This window comes from Paraburkholderia sp. SUR17 (genome assembly GCF_029536165.1).
Taxonomy (GTDB): Bacteria; Pseudomonadota; Gammaproteobacteria; order Burkholderiales; family Burkholderiaceae; genus Paraburkholderia; species Paraburkholderia kururiensis.
Genome location: NZ_CP120508.1, coordinates 318,514 through 331,148 on the forward strand (window position 1 = coordinate 318,514; position 12,635 = coordinate 331,148).

Annotated in this window: 13 protein-coding genes; 5 read left to right on the forward strand and 8 right to left on the reverse strand. The window is 65.2% G+C overall.

Annotated features, from left to right (window positions below; all coding sequences use genetic code 11):
• Nucleotides 1-101: 101 nt before the first annotated feature.
• From raiA to kdsD, 7 genes are all read right to left on the reverse strand, one after another.
• Entirely contained in the window at nucleotides 102-461 is a 360-nt protein-coding gene (gene raiA / locus P2869_RS01455; RefSeq protein WP_017772652.1) for a ribosome-associated translation inhibitor RaiA, read from the reverse strand.
• A gap of 171 nt (nucleotides 462-632) precedes the next feature.
• Nucleotides 633-2,141, reverse strand: a complete 1,509-nt coding sequence (locus tag P2869_RS01460) for an RNA polymerase factor sigma-54 (protein ID WP_126877715.1) — start codon at nucleotides 2,139-2,141, stop codon at nucleotides 633-635.
• Nucleotides 2,142-2,431: 290 nt separating this feature from the next.
• Nucleotides 2,432-3,214, reverse strand: coding sequence for an LPS export ABC transporter ATP-binding protein (gene lptB, locus P2869_RS01465; protein WP_017772654.1), 783 nt, complete (start codon nucleotides 3,212-3,214; stop codon nucleotides 2,432-2,434).
• On the reverse strand, nucleotides 3,211-3,888 hold the full coding sequence (lptA, locus tag P2869_RS01470) for a lipopolysaccharide transport periplasmic protein LptA (RefSeq protein WP_017772655.1): 678 nt from the start codon (nucleotides 3,886-3,888) through the stop codon (nucleotides 3,211-3,213). Before lptA ends, lptB begins: the two co-directional genes overlap by 4 nt.
• A gap of 32 nt (nucleotides 3,889-3,920) precedes the next feature.
• The gene (gene lptC, locus P2869_RS01475) at nucleotides 3,921-4,520 is read right to left on the reverse strand and encodes an LPS export ABC transporter periplasmic protein LptC (RefSeq protein ID WP_199541741.1); all 600 of its coding nucleotides are present in this window, start codon (nucleotides 4,518-4,520) and stop codon (nucleotides 3,921-3,923) included.
• Nucleotides 4,517-5,065 (reverse strand): HAD family hydrolase, encoded by a 549-nt coding sequence (locus tag P2869_RS01480; RefSeq protein WP_277597254.1) that lies wholly within the window; start codon nucleotides 5,063-5,065, stop codon nucleotides 4,517-4,519. The genes lptC and P2869_RS01480 overlap by 4 nt, the downstream gene beginning before the upstream one ends.
• Nucleotides 5,065-6,048 carry an arabinose 5-phosphate isomerase KdsD gene (kdsD, locus tag P2869_RS01485; protein WP_017772658.1) on the reverse strand — a complete coding sequence of 328 codons (984 nt, stop codon included), beginning with the start codon at nucleotides 6,046-6,048 and terminating at the stop codon, nucleotides 5,065-5,067. Before kdsD ends, P2869_RS01480 begins: the two co-directional genes overlap by 1 nt.
• A gap of 158 nt (nucleotides 6,049-6,206) precedes the next feature.
• On the opposite strand from kdsD, the gene P2869_RS01490 reads away from it, so the two are divergent.
• The 5 genes from P2869_RS01490 (at nucleotide 6,207) to purU (ending at nucleotide 11,439) form a co-directional block, all read left to right on the forward strand.
• Nucleotides 6,207-8,204, forward strand: coding sequence for a monovalent cation:proton antiporter family protein (locus tag P2869_RS01490; protein ID WP_199541739.1), 1,998 nt, complete (start codon nucleotides 6,207-6,209; stop codon nucleotides 8,202-8,204).
• Between the two features lie 119 nt (nucleotides 8,205-8,323).
• Nucleotides 8,324-8,890: an adenine phosphoribosyltransferase gene (locus P2869_RS01495; RefSeq protein ID WP_042299439.1), complete on the forward strand. Its 567-nt coding sequence runs from the start codon at nucleotides 8,324-8,326 to the stop codon at nucleotides 8,888-8,890.
• 125 nt (nucleotides 8,891-9,015) lie between these two features.
• Complete coding sequence (locus P2869_RS01500) at nucleotides 9,016-9,630, forward strand: LysE family translocator (protein WP_277597255.1); 615 nt, start codon at nucleotides 9,016-9,018, stop codon at nucleotides 9,628-9,630.
• 14 nt (nucleotides 9,631-9,644) lie between these two features.
• Nucleotides 9,645-10,490, forward strand: a complete 846-nt coding sequence (locus P2869_RS01505) for an NUDIX hydrolase family protein (RefSeq protein WP_277597256.1) — start codon at nucleotides 9,645-9,647, stop codon at nucleotides 10,488-10,490.
• 79 nt (nucleotides 10,491-10,569) lie between these two features.
• Nucleotides 10,570-11,439 (forward strand): formyltetrahydrofolate deformylase, encoded by an 870-nt coding sequence (purU, locus tag P2869_RS01510; protein WP_277597257.1) that lies wholly within the window; start codon nucleotides 10,570-10,572, stop codon nucleotides 11,437-11,439.
• Nucleotides 11,440-11,518: 79 nt separating this feature from the next.
• Here purU and P2869_RS01515 read toward each other — a convergent pair whose 3' ends face one another.
• Entirely contained in the window at nucleotides 11,519-12,604 is a 1,086-nt protein-coding gene (locus tag P2869_RS01515) for an AI-2E family transporter (RefSeq protein WP_017772664.1), read from the reverse strand.
• Nucleotides 12,605-12,635 lie beyond the last annotated feature (31 nt).

Below are 12,635 nucleotides of genomic sequence, written 5' to 3' on the forward strand. Positions count from 1 at the left end.
CGTCATGCCCAGCCCATGAAAAAACCGCCCGGTTTCGGGCGGTTTTTTCATGGGCTGCCAGCCGGACTGTCCGTGGCCGCGCGGGCCGTGCCACCTTCGTCTTATTGCGGTGGGACTTCGACGGGCGGCGTGGTGGCTTGATGCTTGATGGCCTCGTGCTGATGCCCCTGTACGCGATCTTTGTGGCGCACAACCTGCCGGTCCAACTTGTCGACCATCACATCGATGGCAGCATACAGATCGCCGTTTGCGCTTTCGATGAAGATGTCTTTGCCCTTCAGATGAAGACTGATTTCAACCTTCTGTCTCTTGTCCTTTTCCCTGTGATTGTCGACCGAGAGGACCACATTGCCATCGATTACCTGATCGAAATGTCTTAGCACCCTATCCAGTTTGGTGATCACGTATTCTCGCAACGCTGGCGTTACTTCGAGATGGTGTCCACTGATCTTCAGATTCATCGTGCTTCTCCAGGCTGATGGCCGCCGTGCGCGTTCGAATGCGGCGATACCGGTCGACTGCTGTCCGATTTATGCCGTCTCCCCGAGACTGACTACGGACGGGCCGCATCGGCCGGCCATCCCCGCCAACAGCGACGCGGCCGGAAAACGCCCGTCGCGATAAGCAACGGGCTAAAGAGACTTGCGCAGGTTGACCGCTGGAATCTTGAGCGCCTCGCGATACTTCGCCACCGTGCGGCGCGCCACCACGAAGCCCTGTTCCGCCAGCAGTTCGGCTATGCGGCTGTCTGAAAGAGGGGATTTCGGGTTCTCTGCTCCTATCAGTTGCTTGATGAGCGCGCGTATGGCCGTGGATGAGGCCGCGCCTCCCGTATCCGTCGAAACATGCGATCCGAAGAAGTACTTAAATTCAAGCGTCCCAAACGGGGTGAGCATGTACTTGCCGGTTGTCACACGCGAGACAGTTGACTCGTGTAAGCCCAGCGTATCAGCTATTTCCCGCAAAACCAAGGGGCGCATCGCAATTTCGCCGTGCACAAAAAAGTTCTTCTGACGCTCCACAATGGCCTGCGCAACACGCAGGATTGTTTCGAAGCGCTGCTGAATATTTTTGATCAACCAGCGGGCTTCCTGCAGTTGCTGACGCAACGAGCCGCTGCCTGGATCGCCGCGGTTGTTGCGCAGGATGTTCGCGTACAGATGATTGATGCGCAGCTTCGGCACGACCTCGGGATTCAGTTCGGCGTGCCATCCTTGTGCGGTCTTCTTCACGATCACGTCGGGCACGACGTAGTCGGCTTCGGCCTTGCCGTAGGCCGCACCCGGGAACGGTTCGAGCGAGCGGATCAGCGCATGGGCATCGCGCAGTTCGTCGTCGCTTGCCTTCAGATGTTTGCGCAGACGAGTGAAATCTCGTGCGGCAAGCAACTCCAGATGGTGCGCGACGATTTCGAGCGCGAGTGTGCGAGTAGGCGACGGATCGAGCCGAAGCAACTGCAGCTTCAGGCATTCCGATGCCGAACGCGCGCCGACGCCAGGCGGGTCGAAGCTTTGCAGCAATGCGAGTGCCGCATTCAACTCGTCGGCGTCCACCTCGAGCTCGACTGGCAAGTCGGCCAGTATTTCTTCACACGTTGCCGTGAGGTAGCCTTCGTCGTCGAGCGATTCGATGAGGAACGTGATGAGCGCGCGGTCACGCGGGCTTGCCTGCGTGACGCGCAACTGTGCTGTCAGGTAGTCGCGCAGCGACGTGGTGGATTCGTGGATCTGCAGCGGCGGAAGGTCGTCGTCGTCGGACGCGTTGCCGGAGCGGCCATAGTCGTCGAGGTTCCACTGCGACGCATCGCCGTTGGCATCGGAGCCGAGGCCGTTGTATTCGTCGACGCTGGCGGGCTCGCCGCTTTCCGAACTCTCTGTTGAGGAAGACGACGAGGGTGCGGCGGACATCGGCTCGGGCGCCGAAGGCGTGGGCGTTTGCGCGATGACGGAACCGTCTGCCGCCACCCGCAACGGGCTGGCGATCCAGTCGTCTTCGTTTTCGAGCAGGGGGTTCTGCGCGATCGCCGTCGCGACTTCCTGTTGCAATTCGAGCGTAGACAGCTGCAGCAGCCGGATGGACTGTTGCAGTTGGGGGGTCAGCGCAAGATGCTGCGACAGGCGAAGTTGGAGGCTGGCTTTCATGGCAATTTGAGATTCATTGTAAAGAGTTTGCCACGACCGCGATACCCGGCGACATACGCGAAAACGCGTGCCCAGATCTGGTGCGGCTGCGAGCGCGGCGCGAGGCCGGCGAGCGTAAGAATTGCTGCGCGATGGGGCGCGGCTCATTAAACGCTGAGGGAGCGGGCCGGGTGGCGGCCCCGCGCAGAGGACGCCGGCAGATGGCGTGTCGCCGTGCGCCGGGTGCGTCTTGATGAAGCAGGCGGCGGAGCGAGCGCAGCGTAAGCGCTTGCTCTGCCACTCTCCTGTGCCTACATGCGGAAGTGTTCGCCCAGATAGACGCGGCGCACGCTTTCGTTCTCGATGATGTCGCCCGGTGCGCCTGCCGCCAGCACGCTTCCGTCGCTGATGATGTACGCGTGATCGCAGATACCTAGCGTTTCGCGAACGTTATGGTCGGTGATCAGCACACCGATGTTGCGCTGCTTCAGGAACTTCACGATCTTCTGAATTTCGAGAACGGCGATCGGGTCCACGCCCGCGAACGGTTCGTCGAGCAGAATGAAAGCCGGGTCCGTGGCGAGCGCGCGCGCAATTTCCACGCGTCGCCGTTCGCCGCCCGAGAGCGACAGCGCCGGGTTCTCGCGCAGATGCGCGATCTGCAACTCGTCGAGCAGCGCTTCCGTGCGCTCCGTGATCGCTTCCTTCGAGAGCCGCTTGCCGGCGCCGTCATGCTGAAGCTCGAGCACCGCGCGAATGTTCTGCTCGACGGTGAGCTTGCGGAATACCGAAGCTTCCTGCGGCAGATACGACAGCCCGAGCGATGCGCGCTTGTGGATGGGCAACAGGCTGATGGACTGGCCGTTCAGGTCGATCTCGCCGGCATCGAGCGGCACGAGTCCCACGATCATGTAGAACGACGTGGTCTTGCCCGCGCCGTTCGGCCCAAGCAGCCCGACCACTTCGCCGCTCTTCACGTCGAGCGACACGTCTTTCACGACTGTGCGCGACCCGTAGCGCTTCTTGAGGTTGCGTACGACGAGGGAACTGCTGGTGCCGGCCGGCTGGCGGTTATGAAGAGGGCTCGCGTTCACTGCGGTGTTCCCTTCAATTGCGTGGACGGCACGAGCGTGGCTGAGGCGCCCGTGAGCGGCGCGGCGCCGCCGTTGCGCGGCGACAGCATGGCGCGCACGCGCCCTGTCGGGTTGCCGGGGCCGGCTACGTCCTTGCCGGACTTCGCGGTATAGAAATCGTTCTGGCCGTCGTAGGTGATCACGCTGCCGTGCACCTGATCCATCACCGTGGAAAGCCCTTGCAGGCGACGCACGGTTGCGCGCGTGGTGAGCGTGGTGAGGTCCTGCTTGCCGTCGTAGTCGATGCGCTCGGCGTCGCCGTCGATGTATTCGTCCACGCCGTCGCGCTTCTGGCGGAAGTAGGCGAGATTGTTGCCCGTCGACGTACCCGTGGCGTACTGGTAGCCCTGCGGATCCTGGTGCACCTCCACGCGGTCGGCCTTGATGACGATCGTGCCTTTCGTGGCCACCACGTGCCCCGTGAAGATGGTGACCTGCTTGAGGTCGTCGTACGTCATGTTGTCCGATTCGATGTTGAGCGGCTTGTCCTTGTCGGCGCGCTCGGCGTGCGCCGCGGGCGCTACGCCGGCGAGTGCGAGCACGAACGTCAATGCCGCCAGAGCGGCAAAGCGGGTGCGGCGGACGCCGCCGGCCGCGCGCGGGCCGGCTTCGAAACAGGGGAACGAGTGGTTCATGCAGTCGTGCCTGGAATGGATGACCCGGGCTGTCAGGAGGAGCCGCCGGAGTCGGCCGGAGCGATCGAGCCGCGGACATTGCCGAACAGCTGGATCACCCGGGTGACATTGTTGTAGTTCATGCCGTTGGTGGCCGTCATGACCGACTGGCCGCGCTGAAGTTTAACCGGCTTTTCAGTCAGGATCACATCGTCGTTGACCAGCACGCGGAAATGCTCGGAATCGGCCTGCATCGGCGGGTCGCCGGCGCCCGGCGCGCGTACGATGCGCGCGTGGTCGTACATGTCGACCACCGACGCGTCGCTGTTCACCGTGCCGCGCTCCGCCGTGGCCGTGACGATCGGCTTACCCGGCTGGAACGCGCGCACCGCCGGATTCGTGAGGTCGCTGTTCTCGTCGTCCTCGTAGTGGAGAAGATGCGTGGCCGTGAGCCGGTACTGCGTGGCGCCGGACTGATCGAGTTCGGATACCGAGAAGTTGTCAGCGAAGTAATCCGGCGTGTGCGTCTTCGGGCGTTGTACGCTTTCGTTCGGCCGCGGCAGCGTCGCCTGCAGCAGCCACCACGTGATGCCGGCAAGCGCGGCCATGGCGACAACGGGAATCAGCGAGGTCCAGCGAAACGGCGCGTTCATTCGTGTGCCGCTCCGCAGGCGGCGCCCAGCATCGCTTCATAGCGATGCTGGGCGCGCAGCAGCGCGTCGCACACCTCGCGCACGGCGCCGTGGCCACCGCGCGCTTCGCTGACCCAGTGCGCGCGTGCGATCACTTCGGGGTGCGCGTTCGCGGGCGCTGCGACGAAGCCGCAGCGGAGCATCACCGCGAGGTCGGGCCAGTCGTCGCCCATGTAGCCGCAGTCTTCGGGCGGGATGCCCGTTTCCTCGCGCAGCTTCGCGAACGCGGTGAGCTTGTCTTCGACGCCTTGATGCACGTGCGTGATCTTGAGTTCCTCGGCGCGGGCCGCCACGATGCCCGAGCGCCGCCCCGTGATGATGGCCGTTTCGACGCCGGCCCGCTGCAGCAGCTTGAGGCCGTGGCCGTCCATCGAGTTGAACGACTTCATGGTGTCGCCGTTCGCGGTGAACATCAGGCTGCCGTCGGTGAGCACGCCGTCCACGTCGAAGATCATCAGCCGCACACGGCTCGCGCGTTCGGTGGCAGTAAGGGCGGAGACGGCCATCAGATCACCTTCTTCGAGAACAGATCGTGCATGTTGAGTGCGCCGATGAGCTTGCCGGCGTCATCGACCACGAGCATCTGATTGATCCGGTGACGCTCCATCAGTTCCACGGCTTCCACGGCGAGGCGGTCGGCGGCGATCGTGCGCGGGTTGTGCGTCATGACCGACCCGATCGGCAGATCGCGGAAGTCGCCCACGCGTTCCAGCACGCGCCGCAGGTCGCCGTCCGTGAAGATGCCGAGCACGCGGTCGGCGTCGTCCACGATGGCCGTCATGCCCATGCGCTTGGCCGTGAGCTGGAACAGCGCGTCGCGCACGGTGGCGCTTTGCGGCACCTTCGGAATCTGGTCGCCCGTGCGCATCACGTCGCGCACGTAGGTGAGCAGCCGCCGGCCAAGCGCGCCGCCCGGATGCGAGCGGGCAAAGTCGTCGGCGCCGAAGCCGCGGGCGTCGAGCACGGCGACCGCGAGCGCGTCGCCCAGTGCAAGCGCCGCCGTGGTGCTCGCCGTGGGCGCGAGATTGAGCGGACAGGCTTCCTTCGATACCCCGGAATTCAGATGCACGTCGGCGAGCTTCGCGAGACTCGAACCCGGGCGGCCCGTTATGGCGATGAGCTTCGCGCCCAGCCGCTTGATGAGCGGCAAGATCGCGATCAACTCTTCGGATTCTCCTGAGTTGGACATCGCAATAAAGACATCGTCGGCGGTTACCATGCCGAGGTCGCCGTGGCTGGCCTCGGCGGGATGCACGAAGAAAGCCGGCGTGCCGGTGGAGGCGAGCGTTGCCGCGAGTTTGCGGGCGATATGGCCTGACTTGCCGATTCCCGAAACGACCACGCGGCCACGGCAGCTGAGGATGAAATCGACCGCACCGACGAAGCCTTCGTCGAGCTGGTCGCGAAGCGAGCGCACGGCGTCAGCTTCGATGTCGAGCACGTCGCGAGCGAGCGCGAGTGCCCGATCGCCATTGATTTTCGCTATCATTCGCGGAGTATAGCAAAGGCGTTTGTTCGCCGCGCCGCGCGCCGACCGCGCGGCCGCTGCCTTCGCCGGCCGCTCGACCTTGTTGCGCCTGGGTCCCGCCGCAAGGCGTCCATGCCGCCGCGCAACGGTTCCGCTGACGAACGAGGACGCTTTTCACGATGATCTCCCCGCTGGAAATGACGCTGTTTCTGCTGCTGGCTTCAGTGGCGGGCGTCGTTCTCTTCCGCTATCTGAACCTGCCACCCATGCTCGGCTACCTCTCGGTCGGCATCGTGGTTGGGCCGCACGCGTTCGGCATCGTTCCCGATTCGCACGGCGCGCAGAACCTCGCCGAATTCGGTGTGGTGTTCCTGATGTTTTCGATCGGCCTCGAGTTTTCGCTCGCGAAGCTGCGCTCCATGCGGCGCGCCGTATTCGGGCTGGGCCTGCTGCAGGTGCTCGCGACTATTGCGATTGCCGTGGTGGTGGGTCTCGCGCTCGAACGCTGGGTACACATCACGTGGGAAGGGTGCGTCGCGCTGGGCGGCGCCATTGCGATGTCGTCCACGGCGATCGTGAGCAAGATGCTTGCGGAGCGGCTGGAACTCGAGTCCGCGCACGGCCGCAACATCATGGGCGTGCTGCTGTTCCAGGACCTCGCCGTGGTGCCGCTTCTCATCGTCATCGCGGCGTTCGGCGGCGGTTCGGCTTCGCTGATGGAGTCGCTCGGGCTTGCCGCGGTGAAGATCGTGGTGGCGCTCGCGCTGCTCCTGATCGTGGGTCAGCGCTTCATGACGCGCTGGTTCAACGTGGTCGCGCGGCGGCGCTCGCAGGAGCTGTTCGTGCTGAACCTGCTGCTCGTCACGCTTGGCGCCGCGTTCATCACCGACAAGTTCGGCCTCTCGCTCGCGCTCGGCGCCTTCATTGCCGGCATGCTGATTTCCGAGACGCCGTACCGGCATCAGGTGGAAGAAGACATCAAGCCGTTTCGCGACGTGCTGCTCGGGCTCTTCTTCGTGACCACGGGCATGCTGCTGGACCCGCGCGTGATCTGGGACCATCCGCTGCTGGTGTCCGGCTTCCTGATCGTGCCGATGCTGCTGAAGGCGGTCATCATCACGGGGCTCGCGCGCCTTTTCGGCGCGCTGCCCGGCGTGGCGATGCGCACGGGGCTCGGCCTCGCGCAGGCCGGCGAATTCGGCTTCGTGCTGCTCAATCTGATACTCGACAAGCACCTCGTTGACCCCACGCTGCTCCAGGCCATTCTCGCCGCAATGCTGCTCTCGATGCTCGCCGCACCGTTCGTCATCCAGAACGCCGACCGCATCGTGCTCAGGCTTTCGTCGACGGAATGGATGCAGCAGTCGTTGCAGATGACGCGCATCGCCACGCAAAGCCTCAAGCAGAGCGGGCACGTCATCATCTGCGGCTATGGGCGTTCGGGGCAGAACCTTGCGCGCATGCTCGAGCACGAGGGGCTGTCGTACGTTGCGCTCGACCTCGATCCTGACCGCGTCACGGCGGCTGCGGCCGCGGGCGAGTCGGTGGTGTTCGGCGACGCGGCGCGCCGCGAATCGCTGGTCGCCGCGGGCGTGCATCGCGCCGCGGCCATCGCGATCACCTATGCGAACACGCCTTCGGCGCTGCGCGTGCTGCACAACATCCACGAACTCGAACCGACGCTGCCCGTCATCGTGCGCACCGTCGACGACTCCGACCTCGAAAAGCTGCTTGCCTCGGGCGCGACCGAGGTGATTCCCGAGATCGTCGAAGGCAGCCTGATGCTCGCCTCGCACACGCTCGTGGTGATGGGCGTGCCGATGCGGCGCGTGGTGCGGCGGGTCGAGGAAATGCGCGACCAGCGCTACAGTCTGCTGCGCGGCTACTTTCACGGCGCCGACGACGCGGACGTGGACGACGGTCACGAGCAGGTGCGGCTACAATCGGTGCCGATCGACGCGAAGGCGGACGCCGTGGGCCGCACGCTCGCGGAGCTGGGCCTCGCGGACATCGGTGTCGAAGTGACGGCGATCCGCAGGCACGGCATTCGCGGCGTGGAACCCGACCCGTCGACGAAGCTGCGCGCAGGCGACATCGTCGTGCTGCGCGGCTTGCCCGAGCAGCTGGCCGAGGCGGAAGAGCGCCTTTCGCGGCGAAGCCGCGCCGCCGCCGCGTGACGGCACGCGCGCAGTTTCGGAAAGCATTGCGAGCCGCCGCTTCCAGCCGCACGACACGCCGCCAGGGCGCTTTCGGCACCCCGACCACTCACCATTGAATCGATTCACCGGGAGACATCATGTCCCACGCGCCCGCGAACGCGCCGCTCGACGCAGCCCAGTTCGTCAAAGACCAGATCCGCACAGTGCCCGACTGGCCCCAGCCCGGCGTGCAGTTTCGCGACATTACGCCGCTCCTGCAGAGCGCGAAGGCGCTGCGCGTGCTGATCGACCTGTTCGTACAGCGCTATATCGACGCGCGGCTCGACTACGTTGCCGGGCTGGACGCGCGCGGCTTCATCATCGGGCCAATTCTCGCGTACGAACTGAACCTGGGCTTCATCCCCATCCGCAAGGTGGGCAAGCTGCCGTACCGCACGGTGTCGGAGTCGTATCAGCTCGAATACGGCGCGGCGACCGTGGAGATTCACGAGGACGCGTGCAGCGCGGGCGACCGCATCGTGATCGTCGACGACCTGATTGCGACCGGCGGCACGATGATGGCCGGCAAGAAGCTGCTGGAGCGGCTGGGCGCCGTGGTGGTGGAGGGCGCGGCGATCATCGATCTGCCTGATCTGGGCGGCTCGCAGCTGTTGCGCGCAGCCGGCCTGCCGCTCTACACCGTGACCGAATTCGGCGGCCACTGAGTTACCCGGCCGGGCTCGATCGGGTTCCCGATTGAGCCTCGCCTGGTTCGCTGACGCGGGCGGTTCTGTTGCCCGCAGCTCCTCGCCACCGCAAGCGCTGCCGCCATCCACCCGACGCTACGATCATGCCCAACTTCCTGCTCTTTCTCGCCACCTCGATCGCCATCACGCTGGCGCCCGGCCCCGACAACCTCCAGGTGCTGGCGCGCGGCATCTCGCAGGGCCGTGCGGCCGGGCTCGTCGCTGCTCTCGGTTTTGCGGCGGGCGTGACGTTCCACACCACGCTTGCGGCGCTGGGCGTCGCGGCGGTGCTGCGCTCGTCGCCGGTGGCGTTTCAGGTCATCAAGCTCGCGGGCGCCGCGTATCTGGTCTGGATCGGCATCAAGGCGCTGCGCAGCCAGGGGCTCGCCACCGCGCACGAAAGGCCGCGCCAGCCGCTCGCCACGATCTTCCGGCAGAGCGTGCTCGGCAACATGCTGAATCCGAAAGTGACGCTCTTCTTCGTGGTGTTCCTGCCGCAGTTCGTTGACCCGCATGGGGCGCAAAGCGTCACGCTGCAGATGCTCGAACTCGGCGCGCTCTTCATGTTGCAGACCGTCGTCGTGTTCTCGGTGTTCGGCGTCTGCGCGGGCCTGATCGGCACGTGGCTCAAACGCCGGCCGCGCGTGGGCGTGTGGCTCGACCGCATCGCGGGCGCCACGTTCATTGCGATCGGCATTCGTGTCGCGTTGCGCGACTGAGACGGAGTCTGCCCATGAGCTTGCCGTGTATCGTCGCTGCGCGTCGTTTCGATCCCGTCGCGCATCTGCCTTTCCATATCGGCGACGAACGCGTGGGCTGGGTGCGTCGCACCGATGCGCCGTTGCTCGCGCGCTGGCCCGACGTGTTCGACATCGACGCAGCGCGCATCGCCTTGTCGGCGGCGTTTTCCACGGTTGATCTACGCAGCGCGGCGCTGGGTGCCGTGATCGGCGCACTCGCGGCGGAGGGGCGCATTCCGGGCTGGCGCGACGAAACCTACGCGATCCGCAATGCCTTCGATGCCGCGCCGCTCGCCTATATCGAGCGCGCCGCCTCGCGCTTCTTCGGCACGATGACTTACGCGGTGCACCTGAACGGCGTCGTAGAATACGCGGCCAGCGCGCCGCAGCTCTGGATCGCCCGGCGCAGCGAAACCAAGGCGACCGATCCGGGCATGCTCGACAACGTCGTGGCGGGCGGTATCGGCTGGGGCTTCGGCATCGAGGCCACCATCGTGAAGGAGTGCTGGGAAGAGGCGGGCATTGGCGAGGACATCGCCGCGCAAGCCGCGCCGGGGCGCACGGTGCACGTGCTGCAGTCGCTGCCGGAGGGCACGCAGGCCGAGCAGATTTTCGTCTACGACCTCGCGCTGCCCGCGGATTTCGCGCCGCTCAATCAGGATGGCGAAGTGGACGAGCATCGGCTCGCGCGCATCGACGAAGTGGCCCGCTGGATCGAAGAAGGCGCCATGACGGTGGACGCCAGTCTCGCGACGCTCGATTGCCTCTTGCGCCGCCGCTGGATCGATGGTGAGGCGTGCGAGGGCATCGAAGGTCTCTTCGCGCCGCCGGCGCTCTGAGCGTTCGCGTCGCCCGCTGCGGCGCATGCGCCGCACAATCAGTCAGTTCAAAGCAACAGGAAAGGGAGTCACCGCGGTTATGTCGACCGAACACAGCTTCATTCTCAAATTGTCGTGCGCCGACAGGCCCGGCATCGTTCACGCGGTGTCCGGCTTCCTGTTCGAGCGCGGCGCCAACATTCTCGACTCCGCGCAATTCGGCGACAGCCGCACCGGCGATTTCTTCATGCGCGTGCACTTCCAGCAGGTGGGCGGCGACCCCGGCGTCGAAGCGCTGCGCGCCGCGTTCGATACGCTCGCCGCGCAGTTCGGCATGCGCTGGGAGGTGCACGACGCCTCCGTGAAGCCGCGCGTGATCATCATGGTGTCGAAGATCGGCCACTGCCTGAACGACCTGCTGTTCCGCTACCGCACGGGGCAACTGCCCATCGAGATTCCCGCCATCATCTCGAACCACAGGGACTTCTATCAGCTCGCCGCGAGCTACAACATTCCGTTCCATCACTTCCCGCTGACGTCGTCGGCGGACGAGGCGAAGTCCGCGCAGGAAGCGCGCGTGCTGGAAGTGATCGACGAGCATCAGGCCGATCTCGTCGTGCTCGCGCGCTACATGCAGATCTTGTCGCCGCAGTTGTGCGGGCGCCTCGCGGGTCGCGCGATCAACATCCATCACTCGTTCCTGCCGAGCTTCAAGGGCGCGAAGCCCTACTACCAGGCGTTCGACCGCGGCGTGAAGTTGATCGGCGCCACGGCGCACTACGTGACGACGGACCTCGACGAAGGCCCGATCATCGAACAGGAAGTGGAGCGCGTGGACCACAGCATGACGCCGGAACAGCTCACGGCGATTGGCCGCGACGTGGAGTGCGTGACGCTCGCGCGCGCGGTGAAGTGGCACATCGAGCATCGTATTCTGCTGAACGGCAGCAGGACCGTGGTCTTTCGCTGATTTGACTGGACGGGGAGGCTGGACGGAGAAGCGGCGGCGGTGCGGGCTATCTAGCCGCCCCGCCGTTCCCCGATGCGGCCTAGACGAGCCGCAGATAGATGAGTTCGCGCTTGATATACGCGTAGAACACGGGCGCCGCAATGACGCCCGGAATGCCGAACGCGGCTTCCATCACCAGCATCGCGACCAGCAGCTCCCACGCGCGCGCCTCGATCTGGCCGCCCACGATGCGGGCGTTCAGGAAGTACTCGAGCTTGTGGATCAGGATCAGGAACGCCAGCGACATGACGGCCGCCGGCAGGCTCACCGTGAGCGCGATGGCTACGATCACCGTGTTCGAGATCAGATTGCCGATTACCGGCAGCAGGCCCACCACGAACGTGAAGACGACCAGCGTTTTCGAAAGCGGCAGCGGCGCGTGGACGACCGGCAGGATCAGCAGCAGGTAGATGCCGGTGAACGTGGCGTTGATGGCCGAAATCTTCACCTGCGCGAACACGATGCGGCGGAATGCGTCGGCAAAGCGCGCCACGCGTGTGACGAAGGCCTTCGAGAGCGGCAGCCGCTGCGTATGCCGCTGTGCACCCACCGCGATGATCGCGCCGATGATCATGCCGATCACCACGTGCCCGAAAATGCGCGCCGCGCTCTTGCCGCCCTGCTGCAGCGTGCTGGCGTGGGCCTGCATGAGCGCGGCGGCCTTCGTTTTCATCTGGTCGGTATCGACGGGTAGATAGGCCGCAATGGCTTCCGGTATCCGGCCGCGCGCCTGATCGATGAATTGCATCATCTGGTCGAGCACTTTCTGCACGCTCGGCACGTCGCTTTCGAAGTGTTCGATGATGCCGATCGTGATGCCCGTGAGCGCGCCCACGATCACCGTGGCAACCAGCACCACCGAGGCCCAGCGCGCCCGCTGGCTCGACATCCGGCGTTCGATGAGCGGCGCTATCGTATGCACGAGTTGATAGACGAGCATGCCGGCGAGCAGGGCGCCCAGCAGCTTCAGGTGAAGCACCGCCCACATCGCGAACAGCGCGACGATGTAGCTGCCGATTTCCACGGCCGACAGCTTCGGCAGGCTCATGTCGCTCGTCAGTCTGACCGGGCGCGGGCGCAGGTCCTGCACTTGTCCTTCTTCGGACACCTCGTTGCGCTTGGCCATCGTTCCTTCAATCTCCAACCTCGGGTTTTCC

What these genes read in the sequence shown, in the direction of transcription:
- raiA (WP_017772652.1), bottom strand. Translation starts at nt 461, where the DNA reads ATGAATCTGAAGATCAGTGGACACCATCTCGAAGTAACGCCAGCGTTG.
- P2869_RS01460 (WP_126877715.1), bottom strand. Translation starts at nt 2,141, where the DNA reads ATGAAAGCCAGCCTCCAACTTCGCCTGTCGCAGCATCTTGCGCTGACC.
- P2869_RS01515 (WP_017772664.1), bottom strand. Translation starts at nt 12,604, where the DNA reads ATGGCCAAGCGCAACGAGGTGTCCGAAGAAGGACAAGTGCAGGACCTG.
- lptA (WP_017772655.1), bottom strand. Translation starts at nt 3,888, where the DNA reads ATGAACCACTCGTTCCCCTGTTTCGAAGCCGGCCCGCGCGCGGCCGGC.
- P2869_RS01505 (WP_277597256.1), top strand. Translation starts at nt 9,645, where the DNA reads ATGAGCTTGCCGTGTATCGTCGCTGCGCGTCGTTTCGATCCCGTCGCG.
- P2869_RS01480 (WP_277597254.1), bottom strand. Translation starts at nt 5,065, where the DNA reads ATGGCCGTCTCCGCCCTTACTGCCACCGAACGCGCGAGCCGTGTGCGG.
- P2869_RS01500 (WP_277597255.1), top strand. Translation starts at nt 9,016, where the DNA reads ATGCCCAACTTCCTGCTCTTTCTCGCCACCTCGATCGCCATCACGCTG.
- lptC (WP_199541741.1), bottom strand. Translation starts at nt 4,520, where the DNA reads ATGAACGCGCCGTTTCGCTGGACCTCGCTGATTCCCGTTGTCGCCATG.
- P2869_RS01490 (WP_199541739.1), top strand. Translation starts at nt 6,207, where the DNA reads ATGATCTCCCCGCTGGAAATGACGCTGTTTCTGCTGCTGGCTTCAGTG.
- P2869_RS01495 (WP_042299439.1), top strand. Translation starts at nt 8,324, where the DNA reads ATGTCCCACGCGCCCGCGAACGCGCCGCTCGACGCAGCCCAGTTCGTC.
- kdsD (WP_017772658.1), bottom strand. Translation starts at nt 6,048, where the DNA reads ATGATAGCGAAAATCAATGGCGATCGGGCACTCGCGCTCGCTCGCGAC.
- purU (WP_277597257.1), top strand. Translation starts at nt 10,570, where the DNA reads ATGTCGACCGAACACAGCTTCATTCTCAAATTGTCGTGCGCCGACAGG.